Genomic DNA, 19,787 nt, shown 5'->3' with positions numbered 1-19,787 from the left:
GGATGAGAGATCGGCTCACTCACCGGGCGGTGGGCCCGTCCGCGGTGGGAGACTTGCCACATGCCCCTCACCGAGCCGTACGACGACCACCTCCCCGAGGAGGAGCCGGTGGCCGCCGCGCAGGACGCCGGTGAGGGCCCGCGCGCCCCGGGTACGGACGCCGCCGGCGCGCTGACCGACGTCAGCGGGTCGGCCGGAGCCGGCGGATCGGTCGGCGTCAGCGGGTGGGCCGGAGCCGGCGGTCCGGCCGAGTCCGATCCCGAGCCCGAGCCGGTCCTGCCCGAGCCGGTCCGGCAGCGGATCGTGGCGCTCACCGCCGCCGTGCTGCCCGGATTGCCCGCCGACGAGGTGCCCGTCCCGCTGCGCCGGGTCGCCAAGTTCGCCCCGAACCGGCGCGCCCGGCTGGGCGCCCCGGTCATCGCCGCCCAGCTCACCGCCGACCCGCTGTTCCGGCAGCGGGTCACCGCGCGGGTGCTGGCCGACGCCGGCGATCTCGGCGCGGCCGTCGTGGAGGGGACCGCCCCGGCCGCCGCCGACCCGGTCGAGGTGGCCGCCCTGGCCTATCTGGCCCGGCCCCGGGGCTGGCGCGAGCTGATCGAGGCCAGCGGCGCCGCGGTGCGCGCGGAGGCGGACAGCGCGGTGGTGGCCGAGCTGGTCCGGGAGGCCGAGCAGCGGGCCACCCGCGCCGAGCACGACCGGGCCGTGGCCCGGGTCGAGGCGGAGAAGCTCCGCGACGAGCTGGCCCGGGTGCGGGAGGAGTTGGGCCAGCTCCGCGAGGAGGCCCGCCAGCTCGCCCGTACCCTCCGCGAGACCCAGGGCCGGGAGCGCAAGGCCACCGAGATGCTGGCCACCGAGCGGGGCCGGGCCGCGCGGGCGGCGGCCGACGCGGACGCCGAGCTGCGCCGCGTCCGGGCCCGGCTGGCCGAGGCGGAGTCCGCCGCGGGGGTGGCCCGGGCCGTCGCCAAGGAGGCCCGCTCGGTCGACGACGCGAAGCTGTGGCTGCTGCTGGAGACCATCGGCCAGGCGGCGGTGGGGCTGCGCCGCGAGCTTGCGCTCGACCCGGTGGAGAAGCTGCCGGCGGACTTCGTCGCGGACGCCTTCGCCGACCAGTCGGCGGCCACCCCGGCCGGTGCGGCGGCCCGTGCCCGGGACACCGACGACCCGGCCCGGCTGGACCAGCTGCTCGCGCTGCCCAAGGCGCACCTGGTGGTCGACGGCTACAACGTCACCAAGCGCGGCTTCGGTGAGATGTCGCTGGAGCAGCAGCGCAAACGGCTGATCAGCGGGCTGGGCGGGATCGCCGCGCAGACCGGCGACGAGGTCACCGTGGTCTTCGACGGCGCGGAGCGGATCCACGGGCTGCCGCCCACGCCGCGCGGGGTGCGGGTGCTCTTCTCCCGCAAGGGGGAGACCGCGGACGAGCTGATCCGCCGGCTGGTCCGCGCCGAGCCGGCGGGGCGTCCGGTGGTGGTGGTCTCCTCCGACCGCGAGGTCGCCGACGGGGTACGCCGGCACGGCGCGTACCCGCTCGGCGCCGACTCGCTGCTGCGCCGGCTGTCCCGCTCCTGACTGTTGATCACCGGTTGTCCGGTTGTGTCGTACCCGGTGGATAGTGTCCGACCTGACCGACGGTGGTCGGGTGGTGACGACGTGGTCGCTCCCGCCGCCACGCTCGTCAGGAGGCACGATGCTCATCGACTGCGACACCTGCGGGATCCGCGGCGCCGGGTGCTCCGGCTGCCTGGTGACCGCGCTGCTCGACGCGGACTCGCCGGCGGCCCGGTTGGACGCGGCCGAGCACCGGGCGATCGAGGTGTTCGCCCGGGCCGGCTTCGTGGTGGAGGTGCTGGCACCGGCTGCCGCCGCCCGTCCCCGGCGGATCCGACGGGGACGGGCGGCGTGAACCACCACCGCGGTCTGGGTGGGGCGGGTCAGCGCGCGGTCCGGCGGGCGTAGAGCCGCCTCGCCCAGAGATAACTGGCCAGCGCGATGGCGGCGCACCAGGCGGTGGCGGCCACGGCGTTCGACCCGACCGGGCCGCCGGTCAGCAGACCGCGCAGGGTCTCGATGATCGGGGTGAACGGCTGGTACTCGGCGAACTGGCGCAGCCCGGCCGGCATCGACTCGGTGGGCACGAAACCGCTGCCGAGGAAGGGCAGGAGGGTCAGCGGCATCGGCAGGTTGCTGGCCGTCTCGACGCTCTCGCTGACCAGCCCGAGCGCCACCGCCAGCCAGGTGAGGGCGAAGGTCGCCATGGCCAGAACCCCGGCGGCGGCGAGCCAGGCGAGCGGGCCGGCGTCGGAACGGAAACCGACCAGCAGCGCGACGCCGACGACCACGACCAGGCTGAGCATCGTCTGGATCAGGCTGCCGACCACGTGACCGGTCAGCACCGACGCGCGGGCGATCGCCATGGTGCGGAACCGCGAGATGATTCCCTCGGTCATGTCGGTGGCGACCGATATCGCCGTGCCGTTGGCCGCGCCGGCCACCCCCATCATCAGGATGCCGGGTACGACATAGGTGAGGTACGCGGCCCGCCCGCCGGCCGGTCCGCCGAGGCCGTTGCCCAGGGTCCCGCCGAAGACGTAGACGAAGAGCAGCAGGAACACCACGGGCATGCCGGCGAGCATCAGGGTCAGCGAAGGATAGCGCCGCATGTGCCGCAGGTTGCGGCGCAGCATCGTGCTCGAGTCGCGGAGGGCGTACGAGAGCGTGGTCATGGCAGCGGGACCTTCTCCTCGGTGGGCTGGTGGGTGAGTGCCAGGAAGACGTCGTCGAGGTCGGGAGTGTGCACGGCGAGCGACTCGACGCCGATCGAGGCGCCGTCGAGCCGGTCGAGCAACGCCCGCAGCGACGCGAACCCGTCGTCGCCGGGGACCTGCAGGGTGAGCTCGTCGGTGCCGGGGACGCCGCCGAGCAGGGACTCGGCCGCGGCGCGGTTCGCCGGGTCGGTGAACCGCAGGGCGATGTGCCCGCCCGGGACGAGGCGCTTGAGTTCGTCCGGGGTGCCCTCGGCGATCAGCCGGCCGTGGTCGAGCACGGCCACCCGGTCCGCGAGCTGGTCCGCCTCCTCCAGGTACTGCGTGGTGAGAAAGATGGTCATCCCGTCGGCGACGAGGTCGCGGACGATCCGCCACACCTCGCGTCGACTGCGCGGGTCGAGGCCGGTGGTCGGCTCGTCGAGGAAGAGCACACGCGGCGCGCCGATCAACCCCATCGCCAGGTCGAGCCGGCGGCGCATGCCGCCGGAGTAGGTGGCGGCGGTCTTGTCGGCCGCCTCGACGAGGTCGAAGCGCGCCAGCAGCTCGCGGGTGCGTCGCCGGCCCTCGGCACGGTCGAGGTGGTGCAGGTCGGCCATCAGGAGCAGGTTCTCCGTGCCGGTGAGCAGTCCGTCGACGGCGGCGAACTGGCCGGTCACGCCGATCACCGCCCGTACCGCGTCGGCGTCCCGGGTCACGTCGTGCCCGGCGACCCGGGCCACGCCGTCATCGGCCGGGATGAGCGTGGACAGGATCTGCACGGTGGTGGTCTTGCCGGCGCCGTTCGGGCCGAGCAGCGCGAAGATCGTTCCCGGCGACACGGCCAGGTCGATGCCGTCGAGCACCACGTGGTCGCCGTAGGACTTGCGGAGTCCGGTGGCCGCGATCGCGGGCGGGGGCGAGGTGGTCATCGTGTCTCCTCTGGAAGGGCGGGGTCAGCTGCGCCGGATGACGATGTCGCCGTACGAGGTGCGGGCGCGGACCTCGACGGTCCGTTCCTCCTGCGGCGGGGTGTCGGACGGCTCGATCTGGTTTCGCACGGTCCCGAAGGAGGTGTGCAGGTCCAGGAAGGCAGCGGTGCCGCCGTGGATGCCGACCTCAAGCTCGCCCATCGCGGTCTTCATCGACACCGGCCCGTGGCGGACCTCTCCGATCCGGATGTTGCCGTTGGCGGTGGCGGCGGTGACGCCGGACCCGGCGCGGTCGACGGAGATGTTGCCGTTGGCCGCGTTCACCCGCAGGTCGCCGCCAACCGTGCCGACCCAGCTGTCGCCGTTGGAGTTCTTGATCACCGCGCCACCGTCGATCTCGCCCAGCCGGACCCGGCCGGAGCCGGTGCTCACCTCGGCGCGACCGGCGACGGTGCTCACCTCCACCGCGCCCGCGGCGGTGGAGAGGTCCAGCGGGCCGGTGTGGTCGGCGTGGATGTCGCCGGCAGAGGTCTTCAGCCGGCACTCGCCGAGGCGACCGGTGCAGCGGAACGCGCCGACCGAGGCGTTGCCCTGCACCCGCGAGCCGGTCGGCAGGTCGATCGTCACGTCGATCGACCCGACCTTGCCGAACACGCCCAGGACCTTCGTCCGCGGCCCCTTGACCACCAGCCTGCCGTCGCCGTATTCGACGCGGGTCTGCTGTGCGGCCTGGATGTCGGCCTCCCTGGTGTCGTCGGTCGGGCGTATCTCGACGACCGTGGTCTCGCGGTCGCTGGCCACGATGTGGATGTCGCCGACGCTGATGTCCACGACGGCCTGGATCTGTTCCGGGGTGTCGAAGGTGGGCATGACGGGTTCCTCCTGGTTCGGGCGTTGGGGGCGGCGGTGCGGGACGGGCCGGGGCGTCGGGTGGTCAGCGGACCCAGCCGGTGTAGCGCTGGCTGCCGCGTGGGGCTCGCGCCGCCGGTCGGACCAGGGGAGCGGACTGCACCGCGGCCGTGGCGGCCCGGACGAGCCAGGCGTTGACCGAGAGCCCCTCCCGGTTGGCGGCCTCCTCGATCCGGCTCTTGAGCTGGTCGGGCAGCCGGAAGCTGATCCGCGACACCGGGCCGTCCTCGGCGTCGGGGACGGCCGGGGCGTCGGTGCCGGAGCCGGCGGGACCGGCCTGGAGCGGCGGCTCGACCGGCGGTGGCGTCACCACGAAGTTGGCCTCCCGGCCGCGTAGGCGCAGCTCGACCGACCCCGGGGCGAGATCCCGGGTGATCTCGCCGGCCGCCGCGGACAGCGCCTCCAGCAGCGCCAGCCGGAAGGCGGACTCCATCGACCCGGTGAGCCTTTCGGCCAACGCGCGGACCTCTTCGCCGCCGAGTTCGGCGACGCCGGCCAGTTCCTGGCGGAGGCTGTCGACATACGACGTCAAATCCATGACGTCATGGTGGCACCATTGTGGCGTCATATCAAGTCTGATTGACGTCGCATGGCGTCGTTCTGGTGTCGGATATGGCACCAGCCAGGTCACGCCGTCGCGGACGACGCCCTGCGGGCGGTGGCCGGGCGGGCAATAAGATGAGCGGTCACGGCGGGAGGGTGTGGCATGAAGCGGGTACGGCGCAGCAGCGGCGCGCGAGGGGTGGTGGCCCCGGAGACGACCGGCCGGGCCAGCCTGCGTGCGGCGCCCGGTGTCGGCGCCTCCGGACGGGTGTCGCGGTGACCCCGCGCGGCTGGGCGCTGCTCACCCTGGTCGGGCTGGCCGTGGCGCTGGCCGTCACCGCGGCGCTGCTGATCCCATGGCAGCGGCCACCGGCGCCCCGCGCCGACCAGTTGGCCGCGCTACGAGCCCTCCCGGTCGAGCAGGTGGCCCGGGGGCGGGCGTTCCATGGCGCGCTGCGCCCCGCCGGATGGTCGGCGCTCGCCGTCGGCCTGGTGGTGGCCCTGGTGCTCGGGCTGACACCGATCGGCGGTCGCCTGGTGGAGGTCGTCGGTCGGCCGTTCGGCGGGCACTGGGTCGCCCAGGCGGTGCTCGGCGGGCTCGCCGTGCTGCTCCTCGCCGACCTGCTCACCCTGCCCCTCGCCGCGTGGCGGCACACCGTACTCACCCGCTACGGGCTGAGCACCCAGGGCTGGGGCGGCTGGGCGGTCGACCTGCTCAAGTCGTACGCGGTCAGCGCGGTCATCGGCGCGCTGGTGCTGCTCGGCTTCTACTCGGTCGTCCGGCTCGCGCCCCGCTGGTGGTGGGCGTTCGGCGCGGCCGGGGCGGCCGGGCTGGTGGTGCTGCTGTCGTTCGTGCTGCCGGTGCTGGTGGAGCCGGTGTTCAACCGGTTCACCCCGATGGAGCCCGGCCCGCTGCGCAGCGAGCTGATGAGCCTGGCCGCCCGGGACGGCGTGCCGGTCCGCGACGTGCTGGTCGCCGACGCGTCCCGGCGGACCCGCGCGGTCAACGCGTACGTGTCGGGCCTGGGGCCCACCCGGCGGGTGGTGGTCTACGACACCCTGCTGCGCGAGGCCACCCCCGAGGAGGTGACCAGCGTGGTCGCCCACGAGTTGGGGCACGCAAAGGACCGCGACGTCTGGGTCGGCACGCTGGTCGGCGCGCTCGGTGCCGCCGCCGGGGTGGTGGCCCTCTACCTGGTCGGCTCCTGGCCGCCGCTGCTGCGCCTGGCCGGGGTCGACTCGATCGCCCAGCCCCGGGCGTTCCCGCTGCTCATCGCGCTGATCACGGTGGCCGGGCTGGTGGCCACCCCGGTGCAGGCGCTGGTGTCGCGGCGGGTGGAGGCCCGGGCGGACGCGCACGCGCTGGCGCTGACCGGCGACCCGACCACCTTCGAGGCGATGCAGCGTCGCCTGGCCGGGGTCAACCTGGCCGACCCCGACCCGCCCCGGTGGGAGTACCTCTGGTCGGCGTCCCACCCGTCCACCGTGGAGCGGATGGCCGCCGCCCGCGCCTACGCCAGGGAGATCGGCAGATGAGCCGGACCTTGCTGATCACCAACGACTTCCCGCCCCGCCCCGGCGGCATCCAGTCCTTCGTGCACAACCTCGCGGTGCGCCAGCCCCCGGGCTCGGTGGTGGTGTACGCGTCGAGCTGGCGGGGCGCCGCCAAGTTCGACGCCGACCAGCCCTTCGAGGTGATCCGGGAACGCACCAAGGTGCTGCTGCCCACCCCGCTGATCGCCCGCCGCGCCGCGAAGCTGGCCCGGTCGTACGAGTGCGACACGGTGTGGTTCGGCGCGGCCGCCCCGCTGGGGCTGCTCGCGGCGGGGCTGCGCCGACGCACCGGGATCCGGCGGGCGGTGGCGCTGACCCACGGGCACGAGGCCGGCTGGGCGGCGCTGCCCGGCGCCCGGACGGCGCTGCGCCGGATCGGCCGGGGCGTGGACGTCACCACCTACCTGGGCGAGTACACCCGGGTCCGGCTGGCCCGGGTGCTGGACGGGGTCACCGAGTTGCGCCGGCTCGCGCCGGGCGTCGACGTGGAGACCTACCACCCGGCCGTCGACGGGGATCGGGTACGGCTGCGGCTGGGCCTGGCCGACCGGCCGGTCGTGGTGTGCGTCTCGCGCCTGGTGCCGCGCAAGGGGCAGGACATGCTGATCCGGGCCATGCCGGAGATCCGCCGCCGGGTGCCGGACGCGGCGCTGCTGGTCGTCGGCGGCGGGCCGTACCGGGCGACGCTGGAGAAGCTGGCCCGGCAGACCGGGGTGGAACGGGACGTGGTCTTCACCGGCTCGGTGCCGTCGGCCGAGCTGCCCGCCCACTACGCCGCCGGCGACGTCTACGCCATGCCCTGCCGCACCCGCAACCGGGGGCTGGACGTCGAGGGCCTGGGCATCGTCTATCTGGAGGCCAGCGCGACCGGGCTGCCGGTGGTGGCCGGGGATTCCGGTGGCGCGCCCGACGCCGTCCGCGAGGGGGAGACCGGGTACGTGGTCCGGGGCCGGGACGTGGCCCAGCTCGCCGACCGGGTGGCGACGCTGCTCGCCGACCGGGATCTGGCCCGCCAGCTCGGCGCGGCGGGCCGCGCGTGGGTGGAGCAGGAGTGGCGCTGGGAGGCCCAGGCGGAACGGATGGCCGCCCTGCTCGCCGGCTGACCCAGGTCCGGCGGGTCGCCGCCCGGCGGTGACCTTGCTGACGGCTCGCGTCGGGCCGGACCATGCCGCGCGGGGCCGGTCGTGACTGCCAGCGGTCGGTCGTGCCGGGAGCACTTGTCTCGGTGACCGCCTTTGGAGCTGATGTCGTAGACGATTCAGGTTGCCCGTTGACCGCTGCCCGGTCGTTGCCGGTCGATTGTCGCCGGTCGATGGCCGCATGGCGGTCCGAGGTGCCCCGCATGTCGCAGCGGACCGCGAATCGCTTGCGCTATCAGCTCCAAAGGCGGTGGCGAGATTCTCGGCGCGGGGCGCGGGGCTCAGGTCGGGTGGCGGAGGGTCTGATCCGCGGGGGCGGGGCGGCCGAAGAGCCAGCCCTGCCCGGCGTCGCAGCCGATCGCCCGCAGCCGCTCCGCCTGCTCGGCGGTCTCCACGCCCTCGGCGGTCACGGTCAGGTCTAGCGCGTGGGCGAGCGAGACCAGCGAGGCGAGGATCCGCTCGTCGGTACGGCTGCGCGGGTCGTCCGCGGGGGCGCGCAGCCCGGCCACGAACTCGCCGGCCACCTTCAGCTCGCTGACCGGCAGGTCCCGCAGGTACGCCAGGTTGCAGTAGCCGGTGCCGAAGTCGTCGATGGCGACGCGTACCCCGAGGTCGTTGAGCACGCGCAGGGCGCGTACCGGCTCCTCGACGGTGCTCATCATGGTGCTCTCGGTGACCTCCAGTTGGAGCCGCTCCGGGGGCAGCCCGGTCCGCCCGAGCACACCCTGCACCTCCTGCACCAGGCCCGGCCGGTGCAGCTGGCGAACCGCCAGGTTGACGCTGACGAACGGCGCGTCGTCGCGCCCCGTCGACCAGGTGCGGGCCTCCCGGCAGGCCTCGGCGAGCACCCAGCCGCCCAGCCGGACGATCAGCCCGGTCTCCTCGGCCAGCCCGATGAAGCTGTCCGGCCGTAGCACGCCCAGCTCGGGGTGGCGCCAGCGGACCAGCGCCTCCATGCCGAGCACCCGGCCGTCGCGCAGCGAGGTCAGCGGCTGGTAGTCGAGATAGAACTCGCCCCGGTCCAGGGCGGCGGGGATGGCCGCGGAGAGGGCGTACCGGGCCAGCTCACGACGGTTGCGGTCGGCGTCGAAGATCGACCAGCGGGCCCCGCCGGCCGCCTTGGCCCAGTGCAGGGTGCTGTCCGCGGCCCGCATCAGCTCCATCGGCGTGGTGCCGGCCACGGGTCGCTCCACGATGCCGATGCTGGCCGACACGGTCAGCTCGTGTCCGTCGACGAGCGCCGGTTCGCTCACCGCCGCGAGAGCGGCCTCGGCGACCTTGACCGCGTCCTCGGTGCAACCGGTGCGTTCGACCAGGATGACGAACTCGTCGCCGCCGAGCCGAGCCACCAGGTGCTCACCGACGACCCGGTGCAGCCGCTGGGCCACCGACACCAGCAGCGAGTCGCCGACCTGATGGCCGAGGGTGTCGTTGACCACCTTGAACCGGTCGAGGTCGAGGAAGCAGACCCCGATCCGGTCGGCGCCCCGGCCGGGGTCGTCCAGCGCGGCGGTGAGCCGCTCGGTGAACAGGGTGCGGTTGGGCAGGTCGGTCAGCGGGTCGTGGGTGGCCTGGTACCGGAAGCGGGCCTCGCTGTCCCGCAGCGCCCGTTCGGCCTGCGCCCGGGCCATCATCGCGGCCCGCCGGATGGACTCCTGCTCGTCCAGGGTGCGGTCGCGCAGGGCGCGGGCGTACCCGGTGGCGACCGTGGCGAGCAGCCGGGCCATCCGGTCCTCGACGTCGCCGTCGACCAGGCCGAGGTCACGGACCAGGCGGAGCTGGATCACCTCGATGGTGCGGCCCAGCCCCTCGGCGGAGGCGATGTGCGCCTGCACCAGCTCGGCGCCGACCTGCTGGCCGACGCGCAGGTCGAACGGCTCGGTCCGGAGCGCCACGGCCAGCCGCTCGGTGAGCCGCTGGAGCAGGGCCTCGAGCTGGGCCTGGGTCATCGGCAGGTAGCTGGTCCCGGAGACCGCCTTGGCCCAGGCCCGCGCGAAGCTGTCGGGGCAGGAGCGGGTCGCGGCGGCGCCGTCACCCACCGAGTCGCCCGACGCCGCCCAGGAAGACCGCCTGCGCGGCGTTCTCCGCCTGCTCCGGCGACTCCGGGCGCCACTCCGGCACCCAGACCACGCCCGGGTCGGCCAGCTCGAAGCCGTCGAAGAGCGCGGCCAGCTCGGCCCGGCTGCGGATCCAGAGCTGGCTGTCGGTGCGGCGGTAGACCTGCTCGGCCTCGGCCCGCTCGCCCGTGCCGGTGCGGCCGTCGTCGCTGGCCTGGGACATGACCAGGTAGCTGCCGGGGGCGAGGGACGCGCGCAGCGTCCGCAGGATCTCCTCCGGCCGGTCCGCGTCGGGGATGAAGTGCAGCACCGCCACGATCATCACGGCGACCGGCTGGGTGAAGTCCAGCAGCCGGGTGACCTCGGGGTGGCCGAGGATCGCCGCCGGGTGGCGGAGGTCCTCCCGGATCACCGTGGCCCGGTCGTTGCCGGCCAGGATCTCCCGGCTGTGCGCCACCGCGACCGGGTCGACGTCGACGTAGACCACCCGGCACTCCGGGTCGACCCGCTGGGCGATCTCGTGCACGTTGCCCACGGTCGGGATGCCGGAGCCGATGTCGAGGAACTGGCGTACGCCCGACTCGGTCAGGAACTGCACCGCCCGGCGGAGGAACGCCCGGTTGGCCTGGGCCATCAGCGGCGCCTCCGGCACGGCGTCCACCATGGCCCGGGCCGCGGCCCGGTCGGCGGCGAAGTTGTGCGAGCCGCCGAGGTAGTAGTCGTACATGCGGGCGACGCTCGGGCGCTCGATGTCGATCGTGTCGGGTGCCCAGTCCGGCCGCTGCATGGCTCGCCCCTTTGTGTCAACAGCGCGCGGGCTTGTCGCCCACGCTGGCCACCCGGGTATTCTGCCCGCCCGTTCTCCCGGTGCAAAGACCGCCGTCGCTACGCGGTCGACCGCTCACCGTACGCGGTGGCGGACCGTCCGGAACGCCGGAAGGCCCGGTCCGGGACGCGGACGCGGGCCTTTCCTCCGACTGTCGGATGACCGTCAGAACTTCGGCGCGTCCGGGGCCTCCAGCAGACCCAGCCGCAGCGCCGTCATCAGCGCCTGGGCCCGGTTGGCGGCGCCCAGCTTCTCGTAGAGCTTGGAGATGTGCGTCTTGGCGGTCGACTCGCTGACGAACAGCTGCTTGGCGATGCCGGCGACGCTCATGCCGTCGGCGAGCAGCCGCAGCACCTGGCCCTCCCGGGGGGAGAGCTGCGGGCCGGACGGCGCGAGCCGGCGCTTCATCGCCTCGGCCAGGTCGGCCGCGGTGAACGCGCTGGGCGAGGAGGCGGCGTGCCGGGCCGCGGCCACCACCTCGTCGGCCGGGGCGGTCTTCGGCACGAACGCGCTCGCCCCCGCCTCCAGGGCCCCGAAGAGCTGGTCGTCGCCGGCGTACATGGTGAGCACGACGATGCCCATCGACGCGCTGGACTTGCGCAGGGCGCGGGTGGCCTCCAGGCCACTGCCGTCGGGCAGCCGCAGGTCCATGATCACCACGTCCGGCTGGAGCGCGCCGGCCTGCCGGACGCCCTCCGCGGCCGTGGCGGCCTCGCCCACGACCTCGAACTGCCGGTCCCGCTCGAAGGCGTGCCGCAGTCCCTTGCGGATGAGGTCGTGATCGTCGACAAGGAGAACCTTGGTCCGGGTGGCCGGTGTCGGGCTAGTGGTCATCCTCGGGTTACTCCTCTTCTGCTGCTGCGGCGCTGCCGCGCACCTTATCGCGCCGTGGCGAGGAGCCGAGTACCACCGCCACGGTAGTGCCGCTGGGTCGCCGCGGCCTGATCTCCAGTCGGCCCCGGATACGTTCCGCCCTCTCGGCCATGATCGCAAGACCGTAGTGCCCGTCCGGCCGCTGGTCACCGATGCCGTGACCGTCATCCGACACTTCGATCTGCGCGTACGGGGGGTCCACCTCGCAGGTGACCCACAGGTTCGCCGCTCCGGCGTGCTTGCGCGCGTTGGTCACCGCCTCCTGGGCGATGCGTAACAGTTCGGCCTCGGTGGCGGCGGGCAGCCGGGCGGTGGACTCGTCCAGGGACAGGTGCACCCGCAGGCCGCCGGACGCGCCGACGGTGCGGGCGTACTCGGCGATCGCGGCGGCCAGCCCGCCGTGCCGGTCCACCTCGCTGCGCAGCTCGAACAGGCTCAGCCGCAGCTCGGTGATCACCCGGGTGACCTCCTGGCGCAGCATCCGCAGGCTCTCGGCGGTCTCCTCGGCGTCGTCGTGCACGGTGGCCAGGGCGTTGTCGATGCCGTACCCGACCATCACCAGCTCCTGGGCGACCCCGTCGTGGATCTCCCGGGCCAGCCGCTGCCGCTCCTCGTTGGTGGCCAGCGACCTGACCTCGTCGAAGAGCAGCGCGGCCTCCAGTCGCAGCGCCGCCGGGCCGGTCAGCGCGGTCACCCGGGAGACGACCGGCGGCGGGTACGCGTGCGCGCTGTCCGCCTCGACGACCACCAGACCGACCGTCCGCACCCCGGCCACCAGCGGCACGATCAGTGCGGAGACCTCGCCGGAGTGCAGCGAACGGGCCTGCGAGCGGGCCGAGGTCTGCGGCTGCTGGCTGGCCCAGGCGTCGGCGATCGCCGAGTCCGCGTCGAGCGTGGTCTCCCAGTCCACCCGGTCGGCGCCGATCTGGGCGAGCACCACCAGCCGGCCCGCCCCGCTGGCGGACAGCACCGCGCCCCGGTCGGTCTTCGCCACCACCCGCAGCTCGTCGAGCAGGTGCTCGGAGATGCCGCCCGGGTCCAGGGTGGCGCCGGGCAGCTGGCGGGCGACCGTACGGAGCTGGGTCAGCAGCCGGGTCGCCTCCGCGTACGGCTGCGGCTTGCCCTCGCCCCGGACCCGCATCACCCGCTGGAGCATGCCGGCCGTGTAGAGGCCGAGGGCGGCCAGGATCAGCCACTGGGCGCAGACCGTGAGGTAGCCGAGCTGGCCGAGCTGTCGCCCGTTGCCGACGTCGGTGAAGGCCGCGCTGACCAGCAGGGCGGCCGCGACCACGGCGAGCAGCGCCGCGCCCTCCCGGAACCGACGGCGCAGCGCCGTCACGGTGACCGGCACGGCGAGGTACGGCAGCACGGCCGAGGCGCCCACGCCGCCGGTCACCCCGCTCAGGTGGGTGTCGGCGGCGACCTTGCTGGCGGCCAGGCCGAGGACCACCACCTCGGCGAAGCGGCTGAGCGGCCCGAGCAGCCGGTGTTGCGGGGCCAGCACCGCGGGCAGCCCGGCGAGGCCCAGCAGGGCGATCCACCAGAGCTGGGTCACGTCGCGGGTGGCGAACAGGGTCAGGGCGGCGACCAGCGCGAGGAGAACCACCCGCGCGGCCGCGGCGAGGGGCTGCGTCTGCGGTTGGCTGGATGTCGAGGCGGGCACGTGACGGATGGTAGTCAGCGGTGGTAGATATCCGCGATCTCCGCGGCGTACGTCTTCTGCACGACCTGCCGCTTCACCTTCAGCGACGGGGTCAGCTCGCCCGTGGCCTCGGTGAAGTCCCGCGGCAGGATCCGGAACACCTTGATCGCCTCGGCCTTGGAGACCGACCGGTTGGCCTGGTCGATCGCGCCCTGGATCTCGGCCCGCAGCGCCTCGTCGTCGCGCAGTTCGGCGACGCTGGTGGTCTCCGGCCGGCCGTGCGCGGCCAGCCACCTCGGCAGCGACTCCTCGTCGACGGTGACCAGCGCCGCGATGAACGGCTGCCGGTCGCCGACCACCACGCACTGGCTGACCAGCGGATGGGCCCGGACCTGGTCCTCCAGCACCGCCGGGGCGACGTTCTTGCCGCCCGCGGTCACGATGATCTCCTTCTTGCGGCCGGTGATGCTCAGGTAGCCGTCCTCGTCGAGGTGGCCCAGGTCGCCGGTGCGGAACCAGCCGTCCGAGCTGAGCACCTCCGCGGTGGCCGTCTCGTTGCGCCAGTAACCCCGGAACACCAGCTCGCCGGCGATCAGGATCTCGCCGTCGTCCTCGATCCGGATGGTGACCCCGGGCAGCGGGCGGCCCACGGTGCCGATCCGGGTGGCGCTCGGCAGGTTCGCGGCGGCGGCGGGGGCGGTCTCGGTCAGGCCGTAGCCCTCGGAGATGTTCACCCCGACGCCCCGGAAGAAGTGCCCCAGCCGGGCGCCGAGCGGGGCCCCGCCGGAGATGGCGTCCCGGCACCGGCCACCCAGCGCGGCCCGCAGCCGGCCGTAGACCAGCTTGTCGAAGAGCACGTGCTGGGCGCGCAGCGCCAGGCCCGGCCCGTCGGCGGTCTCCAGCGCCTCGCTGTACGCGATGGCGACCTTCTCGGCCCGGTCGAAGATCCGGCCCTTCCCCTCGGACTCGGCCTTCTGCCGCGCGCCGTTGTAGACCTTCTCGAAGACCCGGGGTACGGAGAGCACGAACGTCGGCCTGAACTCCTGCAACTCGGCGACCAGGTTCTTGGTGTCCGCGCAGTGCGCCATGGTGGCCCGGGCCTGCACCACGCCGATCTGGATGAGCCGGGCGAAGGCGTGCGCGAGCGGCAGGAAGAGCAGCGTGGAGGCGCCCGGCCGGAACAGGTTCGGCAGCACCGGCACCGCGTTGGCGATGTCGGCGTACATGTTGCGGTGGGTCACCACGCAGCCCTTGGGGCGGCCGGTGGTGCCGCTGGTGTAGATGATGGTGGCGATGTCGTCGGCCCTGGCCGTCGAGCGGCGTACCTCGATCTCGGCCGGGTCCACCGACTCGCCGGCCGTGGTCAGCTCGTCCACCGCGCCCTGCTCGATCTGCCAGACCTGGCGCAGCTCGGGGCACCGGTCCCGGACCCCGTCGACCAGGCCGGCGTGCGCCGGGGTCTCGACCACCACGGCCACCGCCCCCGAGTCGGCGAGGATCCACGCGGCCTGCTCGGCGCTGGACGTCTCGTAGATCGGTACGGTGACCGCGCCGGCGGCCCAGATGGCGTAGTCGATCAGGGTCCACTCGTAGCGGGTGCGGCTCATCAACGCGACCCGGTCACCGGGGGAGATGCCGGCGGCGACCAGGCCGCGGGCCACCGTGACCACCTCGTCGCGGAACTGCCGGCAGGTGACCTCCGTCCGGGCGCGGTCCGCGCCGCCGGCACGCCGGACGAACTGCACGGTGTCGGGGGCGACCTCGGCGTTTTCCCAGACCGGGTCGGTCAGGCTGGCCGAGTCGCCGACGGTGACGATCGGCGGAACGGAGAACTCGCGCACCTGCACTCCCTCGTGCTCGCACTGGCCGGACCGGTCGTGGGTCGGCCCTGTCGAAACCTACCCGTCCGTCCGGCCGGTTGAGGCGGGGAGGCTGCCGTCCCTGCGGGTGGGACGGGTCACCGGCGCTCCGACGCGACGCCCCCCGGGGGTGGAGCGGGGCGCGGAGGGCCCACGCCGGGTAGCCTCCCCCCATGGCGGACTCCTCCACCCAGTCGATCATCATCGGCGCGCCACCGGACCGGGTGGCGGCGGTCATCTGCGACTTCCCGCGCTACCCCGAGTGGGCCGAGGCGATCCGGCGGGCGGAGGTGGTCGAGGAGTACGAGGACGGCTACGCCAGCCAGGTCCGGTTCACCATCGACGCCGGCGTCATGGCCGACGAGTACGTGCTGGCCTACGCGTACGCCGAGGACATCTCCCGGATCGAGTGGCACCTGGTGGCGCCCTCGAAGATGCAGCAGTCCCAGCGCGGGTCGTACGACCTGGTCGGCAACCCGGACGGCACCACCACGGTCACCTACACCCTGGAGGTGGAGCTTTCCGTGGCCATGCTCGGCATGTTTCGCCGCAAGGCCGAGAAGATGATCATGGACGCGGCGTTGAAGCAGCTCAAGCGCCGGGTAGAAGCACCCGGTGCGGCCCACTGACCCGACCGGCGATCCGGTCGCCACTCCCAGAGGAGCCGACTCATGGGCACCACTGATCCGGGTTCGGCCCGGGAGGAGGCCGAGCGCCTCGTCGCCATGCTGCTGGCCACCGCCCGGCTGACCGCCGCCGCGCCCGGGGCGGGGCCCTGGGGTCCGCTCGGTGGGATCCTGGCGGGTGTGCTCGGTCACAACCCGGGCGGTGCCGATGCCGGTGACCAGGCTTCGGCGTCCCCGGATGCGGCCGTCGGCGGCGCCGGGTTCGCCACCGGATCGCCCGAGTGCTGCGTCTGCCCGGTCTGCCGGGGTATCGCGGCGTTGCGGGATCCGAGTCCGGAATTCGCCGAGCGGCTCGCCACCGGCGCCGGTGATCTCGCCGCCGGCGTGGCCAGTCTGCTGCGCGCCTTCGCCCCGGCCGAGTCCGCCGCCACCACCGACCCGGCCGGCGCCGCCGGGACCCCGACGGAGGACCACGTCTGGCGCGAGGCGACCCGTACCGGGCATGATTCTCAGCCGGCACCCGAGCAGGACGTGTGGTCCGCCGCCACCCGGGAGGAGGGCGGGGCCGCGCCGGGTGCCGTCGTGCCGCCCGCCGACGCCGCCGGGTCGGACGCGCCCGCGCCGCGCCGGCCGCCGGCCGACCGGCCCGTGGTGCCCGCCTCGCGGGCGTCCGGCGAGGTGGGCGAGGACGCAGCAGGCGACGGGGCCTGACCACCGGACATCCCGGCAGCGTACGGCCGGTTCGGCCGATGCCGGGCAGCACAGCAGAGGGGAGTGGCAGCGGTGACGCTGACCATCGGAGTCGACGTCGGTGGCACGAAGGTGGCCGGTGGTGTCGTGGACGACACCGGCAAGGTGCTCGTGCAGGCCCGACGGGACACCCCCGCCGAGGACGTGGCCAAGACCCGGGACGTCATCATCGAGTTGGTCACCGATCTGGCCACCGGCCGTACCGTCGACGCGGTCGGCATCGGCGCGGCCGGCTGGATCGACGCCAGCCGCTCCACCGTGCTCTTCGCACCCAACCTGGCCTGGCGCGACGAGCCGCTGCGCGACTACGTCAGCACCGCCACCGGCCTGCCGGTGATCGTGGAGAACGACGCGAACGTGGCCGCCTGGGCGGAGTTCCGCTACGGCGCGGGCCGGGCCGCCGAGGACTCGATGGTCATGTTCACCATCGGCACCGGCGTCGGTGGCGGCATCGTGCTCGGCGGCGAGCTGGTCCGCGGGTCCAACGGCATCGCGGCCGAACTCGGCCACATGCTCACCGTGCCGGACGGCCACCAGTGCGGCTGCGGCCGGCTGGGCTGCATCGAGCAGTACGCCAGCGGCAGCGCCCTGGTCCGCTTCGCCCGCGCCGCCGCCCGCCAGGAGCCGCACCGGGCCACCGCCCTGCTGGAGCTGGCCGGCGGTGAGGCCGACACCATCACCGGGCCGATGGTGACCGCCGCGGCGCAGGGCGGCGACCCGGTCTCCGCCGAGGCGTTCGCCCAGGTCGGCCGCTGGCTCGGCACCAGCCTCGCGGACATGGCGCAGATCCTCGACCCGCAGGTGCTGGTCGTCGGCGGTGGCGTGGTGGAGGCCGGCGACCTGCTGATGGGTCCGACCCGGCGGTCGTACACCGACGCGCTCGCCGCGCGTAGCCGCCTGCCCGTCGCCGAGGTGCGCCCGGCCGAGCTGGGCAACGCCGCCGGCGTCATCGGGGCCGCCGACCTGGCCCGGCGGATCTGAGGTGGCCGGGCCCGGCGTGCCGTTGCGGGTGGTGTCGTACAACATCCACAGCCAGCGGGACGACACCGCCGCGCTCGCCGAGGTGGTCCGGGCCGCCGAGCCGGACGTGGTGATCGTCCAGGAGGGGCCACGGCGGTTCCGGTGGCGGCAGAAGTGCGCCTCGCTGGCCGACTCGTTCGGGCTGGTGGTGGCGGCCGGCGGCCTGCCCGCCCTGGGCAACCTGCTGCTGGTCAGCCTGCGGGTGCGGGTACTCGCCACCCGATGCCGGCGCTATTCGCTGACGCCCGGGCGGCACCTGCGCGGCGCCGCGTACGCCGAGTGCCTGGCGGGTGGCGCCCGGTTCCTGCTGGCCGGGTCCCACCTGTCCACCGACCCGGCCGAGCGGCCGGCCCAGGCGACCGCGTTCAAGCGGGAGCTGGCCGCCGCGACGCTGCCGGTGGTCGCCGGCGCGGACCTCAACGAGGGGCCGGACGGGCCGGCGTGGCGGACCGTCGCGGCGGGGCTCACCGACACCGCGGTCGCCGCGGACCGGGCCGACCGGCACACGTTTCCGTGCGCCGACCCGCGCCGCCGCATCGACGCCGTCTTCGTCGACCCGCGGATCGACGTGGTCGACTACGACGTGGTGGACAGCCCGCGCACCCGCCGGGCCAGCGACCACTTCCCGATCCTGGTCGACCTGCTGCTGCCCGCCGCCGGCTGAACCACCGGCCCGCCGCGCCCCGGTGGGGCTGGACAACGGCGGGCATTGTCGGCAGGATTTCGCACCGACCGGCACACGTGCCGCACAAAGGAGATTTTCCCGGTGTCCTCCTCCACCGACCTCGGCCACTCCGGCCCGGACCCGGCGGTCGCCCCGACCCGGGACGGCCGCCCGGTCTCCGACCGGGGCGACACCGTCTGCGTCATCGGCGCCGGCGCCAGCGGCCTCACCGCCGTGAAGAACCTCCGCGAGCACGGCTTCGGCGTCGACTGCTACGAGCGGGAGACCGGCGTCGGCGGCGCGTGGAACTGGCGGCACGACCGCAGCCCGGTGTACGCCAGCACCCACCTCATCTCGTCGCGGCCGTTCACCCAGTTCCCCGACTTCCCGATGCCGGACGACTGGCCGGACTACCCGCACCACGCCCAGCTGCTGTCCTACTTCGAGCGCTACGCCGACCACTTCGACCTGCGCCAGCACGTCTGGTTCGGCACCGAGGTGGTCCGGGTGGAGCCGGTCGACGGGGACCGCTGGGACGTCACCACCCGCAGCACCGGCGGCTACGGACCCGAACGCACCTCCCGGTACGCGGCGGTGGTGCTGGCCAACGGACACAACTGGTCGCCGAAGCTGCCCCGGTACGAGGGGCTGGAGGAGTTCCGTGGCGAGGTCATGCACGCCTCGTCGTACAAGGACTCGGCGCAACTGCGCGGCAAGCGGGTGCTGGTGGTCGGCGCCGGCAACACCGGCTGCGACATCGCGGTCGAGGCGGCCCAGCAGGCGTCCCGCTGTTGGCACTCGGCCCGGCGGGGCTACTGGTACGCCCCGAAGTATGTCTTCGGCCGCCCCGCCGACCAGGTCAACGACACCCTGCTCGCGCTGCGGGTGCCGCTGCGCGTGCGGCAGTGGCTCTACCACTGGACGCTGCGGCTGACCGTCGGCGACCTGACCCGGTTCGGGCTGCCCAAGCCGGACCACCGGGTCTACGAGACCCACCCGATCGCCAACAGCCAGCTCGTCTACCACGTCGGCCACGGGCAGATCACCCCGGTGCCGGACGTGGCCCGGTTCCACGACCGTACGGTGGCGTTGACCGACGGGCGGGAGATCGACCCGGAGCTGGTCGTCTTCGCCACCGGTTACCTGCCGCGCTTCGAGTTCCTCGACGGCGCGGTGCTCGGCGACGCCGACGGCACCGGCCGCCCCCGACTCTGGCTGAACGCCTTCACCGCCGGCCACCCCACCCTGGCCGTGGTCGGCCTGGTGCAGCCGGACTCCGGGGTCTTCCCCATCGCGCACTGGCAGAGCGTGCTCTTCGCCCGGCTGCTGGCCCTCCGCGCCACCCGGCCGGAGCGGGCCGCCGCGTTCGGCCGCAAGGTGGCCGCCGGCCTCGGCCAGCGCTACTCGGGGAAGGTCAAGGACAGCACCCGGCACTGGTTCGAGATCGGGCACGTCGACTACCTACGCGCGCTCCAGCGTGCCCTGTACGACCTGGAGGGCGGCCGGTGAGCGCGAGGAGCGCAGCGAAGCGGAGCCCCGCAGTCGCGAACGAAAGGGCAGCCCGGTGAGCGCGAGGAGTGCAGCGAAGCCGGAGCCCCGCAGTCGCGAACGAAAGGGTAGCCCGGTGAGCGCGAGGAGCGCAGCGAAGCGGA

Annotated in this window: 18 protein-coding genes; 9 read left to right on the top strand and 9 right to left on the bottom strand. The window is 74.1% G+C overall.

Annotated features, from left to right (window positions below; genetic code table 11):
- Window positions 1–60 precede the first annotated feature (60 nt).
- Together GA0070621_RS15810 and GA0070621_RS15805 are read left to right on the top strand one after the other, a co-directional pair.
- Entirely contained in the window at window positions 61–1,569 is a 1,509-nt protein-coding gene (locus GA0070621_RS15810) for an NYN domain-containing protein (protein WP_091196321.1), read from the top strand.
- A 118-nt stretch (window positions 1,570–1,687) separates the two neighbouring features.
- Window positions 1,688–1,903, top strand: a complete 216-nt coding sequence (locus GA0070621_RS15805; RefSeq protein ID WP_091196320.1) for a hypothetical protein — start codon at window positions 1,688–1,690, stop codon at window positions 1,901–1,903.
- A gap of 28 nt (window positions 1,904–1,931) precedes the next feature.
- On the opposite strand, the gene GA0070621_RS15800 is transcribed toward GA0070621_RS15805, so the two are convergent.
- From GA0070621_RS15800 to GA0070621_RS15785, 4 genes are all read right to left on the bottom strand, one after another.
- Window positions 1,932–2,723, bottom strand: coding sequence for an ABC transporter permease (locus GA0070621_RS15800; protein WP_091196317.1), 792 nt, complete (start codon window positions 2,721–2,723; stop codon window positions 1,932–1,934).
- Window positions 2,720–3,673 carry an ATP-binding cassette domain-containing protein gene (locus tag GA0070621_RS15795; protein ID WP_091196315.1) on the bottom strand — a complete coding sequence of 318 codons (954 nt, stop codon included), beginning with the start codon at window positions 3,671–3,673 and terminating at the stop codon, window positions 2,720–2,722. The genes GA0070621_RS15800 and GA0070621_RS15795 overlap by 4 nt, the downstream gene beginning before the upstream one ends.
- 24 nt (window positions 3,674–3,697) lie before the next feature.
- A complete protein-coding gene (locus tag GA0070621_RS15790) occupies window positions 3,698–4,543 on the bottom strand; it encodes a DUF4097 family beta strand repeat-containing protein (RefSeq protein ID WP_091196312.1) in 846 nt (281 codons plus the stop codon).
- 64 nt (window positions 4,544–4,607) lie between these two features.
- The gene (locus GA0070621_RS15785; RefSeq protein ID WP_091196308.1) at window positions 4,608–5,120 is read right to left on the bottom strand and encodes a hypothetical protein; all 513 of its coding nucleotides are present in this window, start codon (window positions 5,118–5,120) and stop codon (window positions 4,608–4,610) included.
- Window positions 5,121–5,401: 281 nt separating this feature from the next.
- On the opposite strand from GA0070621_RS15785, the gene GA0070621_RS15780 reads away from it, so the two are divergent.
- Complete coding sequence (locus GA0070621_RS15780) at window positions 5,402–6,661, top strand: M48 family metallopeptidase (protein WP_091196305.1); 1,260 nt, start codon at window positions 5,402–5,404, stop codon at window positions 6,659–6,661.
- Entirely contained in the window at window positions 6,658–7,782 is a 1,125-nt protein-coding gene (locus GA0070621_RS15775) for a glycosyltransferase family 4 protein (protein ID WP_091196303.1), read from the top strand. Before GA0070621_RS15780 ends, GA0070621_RS15775 begins: the two co-directional genes overlap by 4 nt.
- Before the next feature lie 317 nt (window positions 7,783–8,099).
- On the opposite strand, the gene GA0070621_RS15770 is transcribed toward GA0070621_RS15775, so the two are convergent.
- From GA0070621_RS15770 to GA0070621_RS15750, 5 genes are all read right to left on the bottom strand, one after another.
- Entirely contained in the window at window positions 8,100–9,767 is a 1,668-nt protein-coding gene (locus tag GA0070621_RS15770; RefSeq protein WP_231921061.1) for a putative bifunctional diguanylate cyclase/phosphodiesterase, read from the bottom strand.
- Between the two features lie 82 nt (window positions 9,768–9,849).
- Window positions 9,850–10,662 carry an SAM-dependent methyltransferase gene (locus tag GA0070621_RS15765; protein WP_091196298.1) on the bottom strand — a complete coding sequence of 271 codons (813 nt, stop codon included), beginning with the start codon at window positions 10,660–10,662 and terminating at the stop codon, window positions 9,850–9,852.
- Between the two features lie 204 nt (window positions 10,663–10,866).
- The gene (locus GA0070621_RS15760) at window positions 10,867–11,535 is read right to left on the bottom strand and encodes a response regulator transcription factor (protein WP_007072219.1); all 669 of its coding nucleotides are present in this window, start codon (window positions 11,533–11,535) and stop codon (window positions 10,867–10,869) included.
- Window positions 11,536–11,542: 7 nt separating this feature from the next.
- Window positions 11,543–13,237: a GAF domain-containing sensor histidine kinase gene (locus GA0070621_RS15755; protein ID WP_091196295.1), complete on the bottom strand. Its 1,695-nt coding sequence runs from the start codon at window positions 13,235–13,237 to the stop codon at window positions 11,543–11,545.
- Window positions 13,238–13,251: 14 nt separating this feature from the next.
- Window positions 13,252–15,057, bottom strand: coding sequence for an AMP-dependent synthetase/ligase (locus tag GA0070621_RS15750; RefSeq protein ID WP_091202488.1), 1,806 nt, complete (start codon window positions 15,055–15,057; stop codon window positions 13,252–13,254).
- A 191-nt stretch (window positions 15,058–15,248) separates the two neighbouring features.
- Here GA0070621_RS15750 and GA0070621_RS15745 point away from each other — a divergent pair, with 191 nt between their 5' ends.
- The 5 genes from GA0070621_RS15745 (at window position 15,249) to GA0070621_RS15725 (ending at window position 19,644) form a co-directional block, all read left to right on the top strand.
- A complete protein-coding gene (locus GA0070621_RS15745; protein ID WP_091196292.1) occupies window positions 15,249–15,704 on the top strand; it encodes an SRPBCC family protein in 456 nt (151 codons plus the stop codon).
- A 42-nt stretch (window positions 15,705–15,746) separates the two neighbouring features.
- Window positions 15,747–16,412, top strand: a complete 666-nt coding sequence (locus GA0070621_RS15740) for a hypothetical protein (protein WP_091196290.1) — start codon at window positions 15,747–15,749, stop codon at window positions 16,410–16,412.
- 63 nt (window positions 16,413–16,475) lie between these two features.
- Complete coding sequence (locus GA0070621_RS15735; protein WP_197673907.1) at window positions 16,476–17,432, top strand: ROK family glucokinase; 957 nt, start codon at window positions 16,476–16,478, stop codon at window positions 17,430–17,432.
- 1 nt (window position 17,433) lies between these two features.
- Window positions 17,434–18,135, top strand: coding sequence for an endonuclease/exonuclease/phosphatase family protein (locus GA0070621_RS15730; protein WP_091196284.1), 702 nt, complete (start codon window positions 17,434–17,436; stop codon window positions 18,133–18,135).
- Between the two features lie 102 nt (window positions 18,136–18,237).
- Entirely contained in the window at window positions 18,238–19,644 is a 1,407-nt protein-coding gene (locus GA0070621_RS15725) for a flavin-containing monooxygenase (RefSeq protein ID WP_091196281.1), read from the top strand.
- The last annotated feature ends 143 nt before the right edge of the window (window positions 19,645–19,787 follow it).

It is taken from the genome of Micromonospora narathiwatensis, from assembly GCF_900089605.1.
In the GTDB taxonomy this organism is placed as follows: domain Bacteria; phylum Actinomycetota; class Actinomycetes; order Mycobacteriales; family Micromonosporaceae; genus Micromonospora; species Micromonospora narathiwatensis.
The sequence above is the reverse complement of the archived record's forward strand: the minus strand, read 5'-3'. Positions and strand labels throughout refer to the sequence as shown.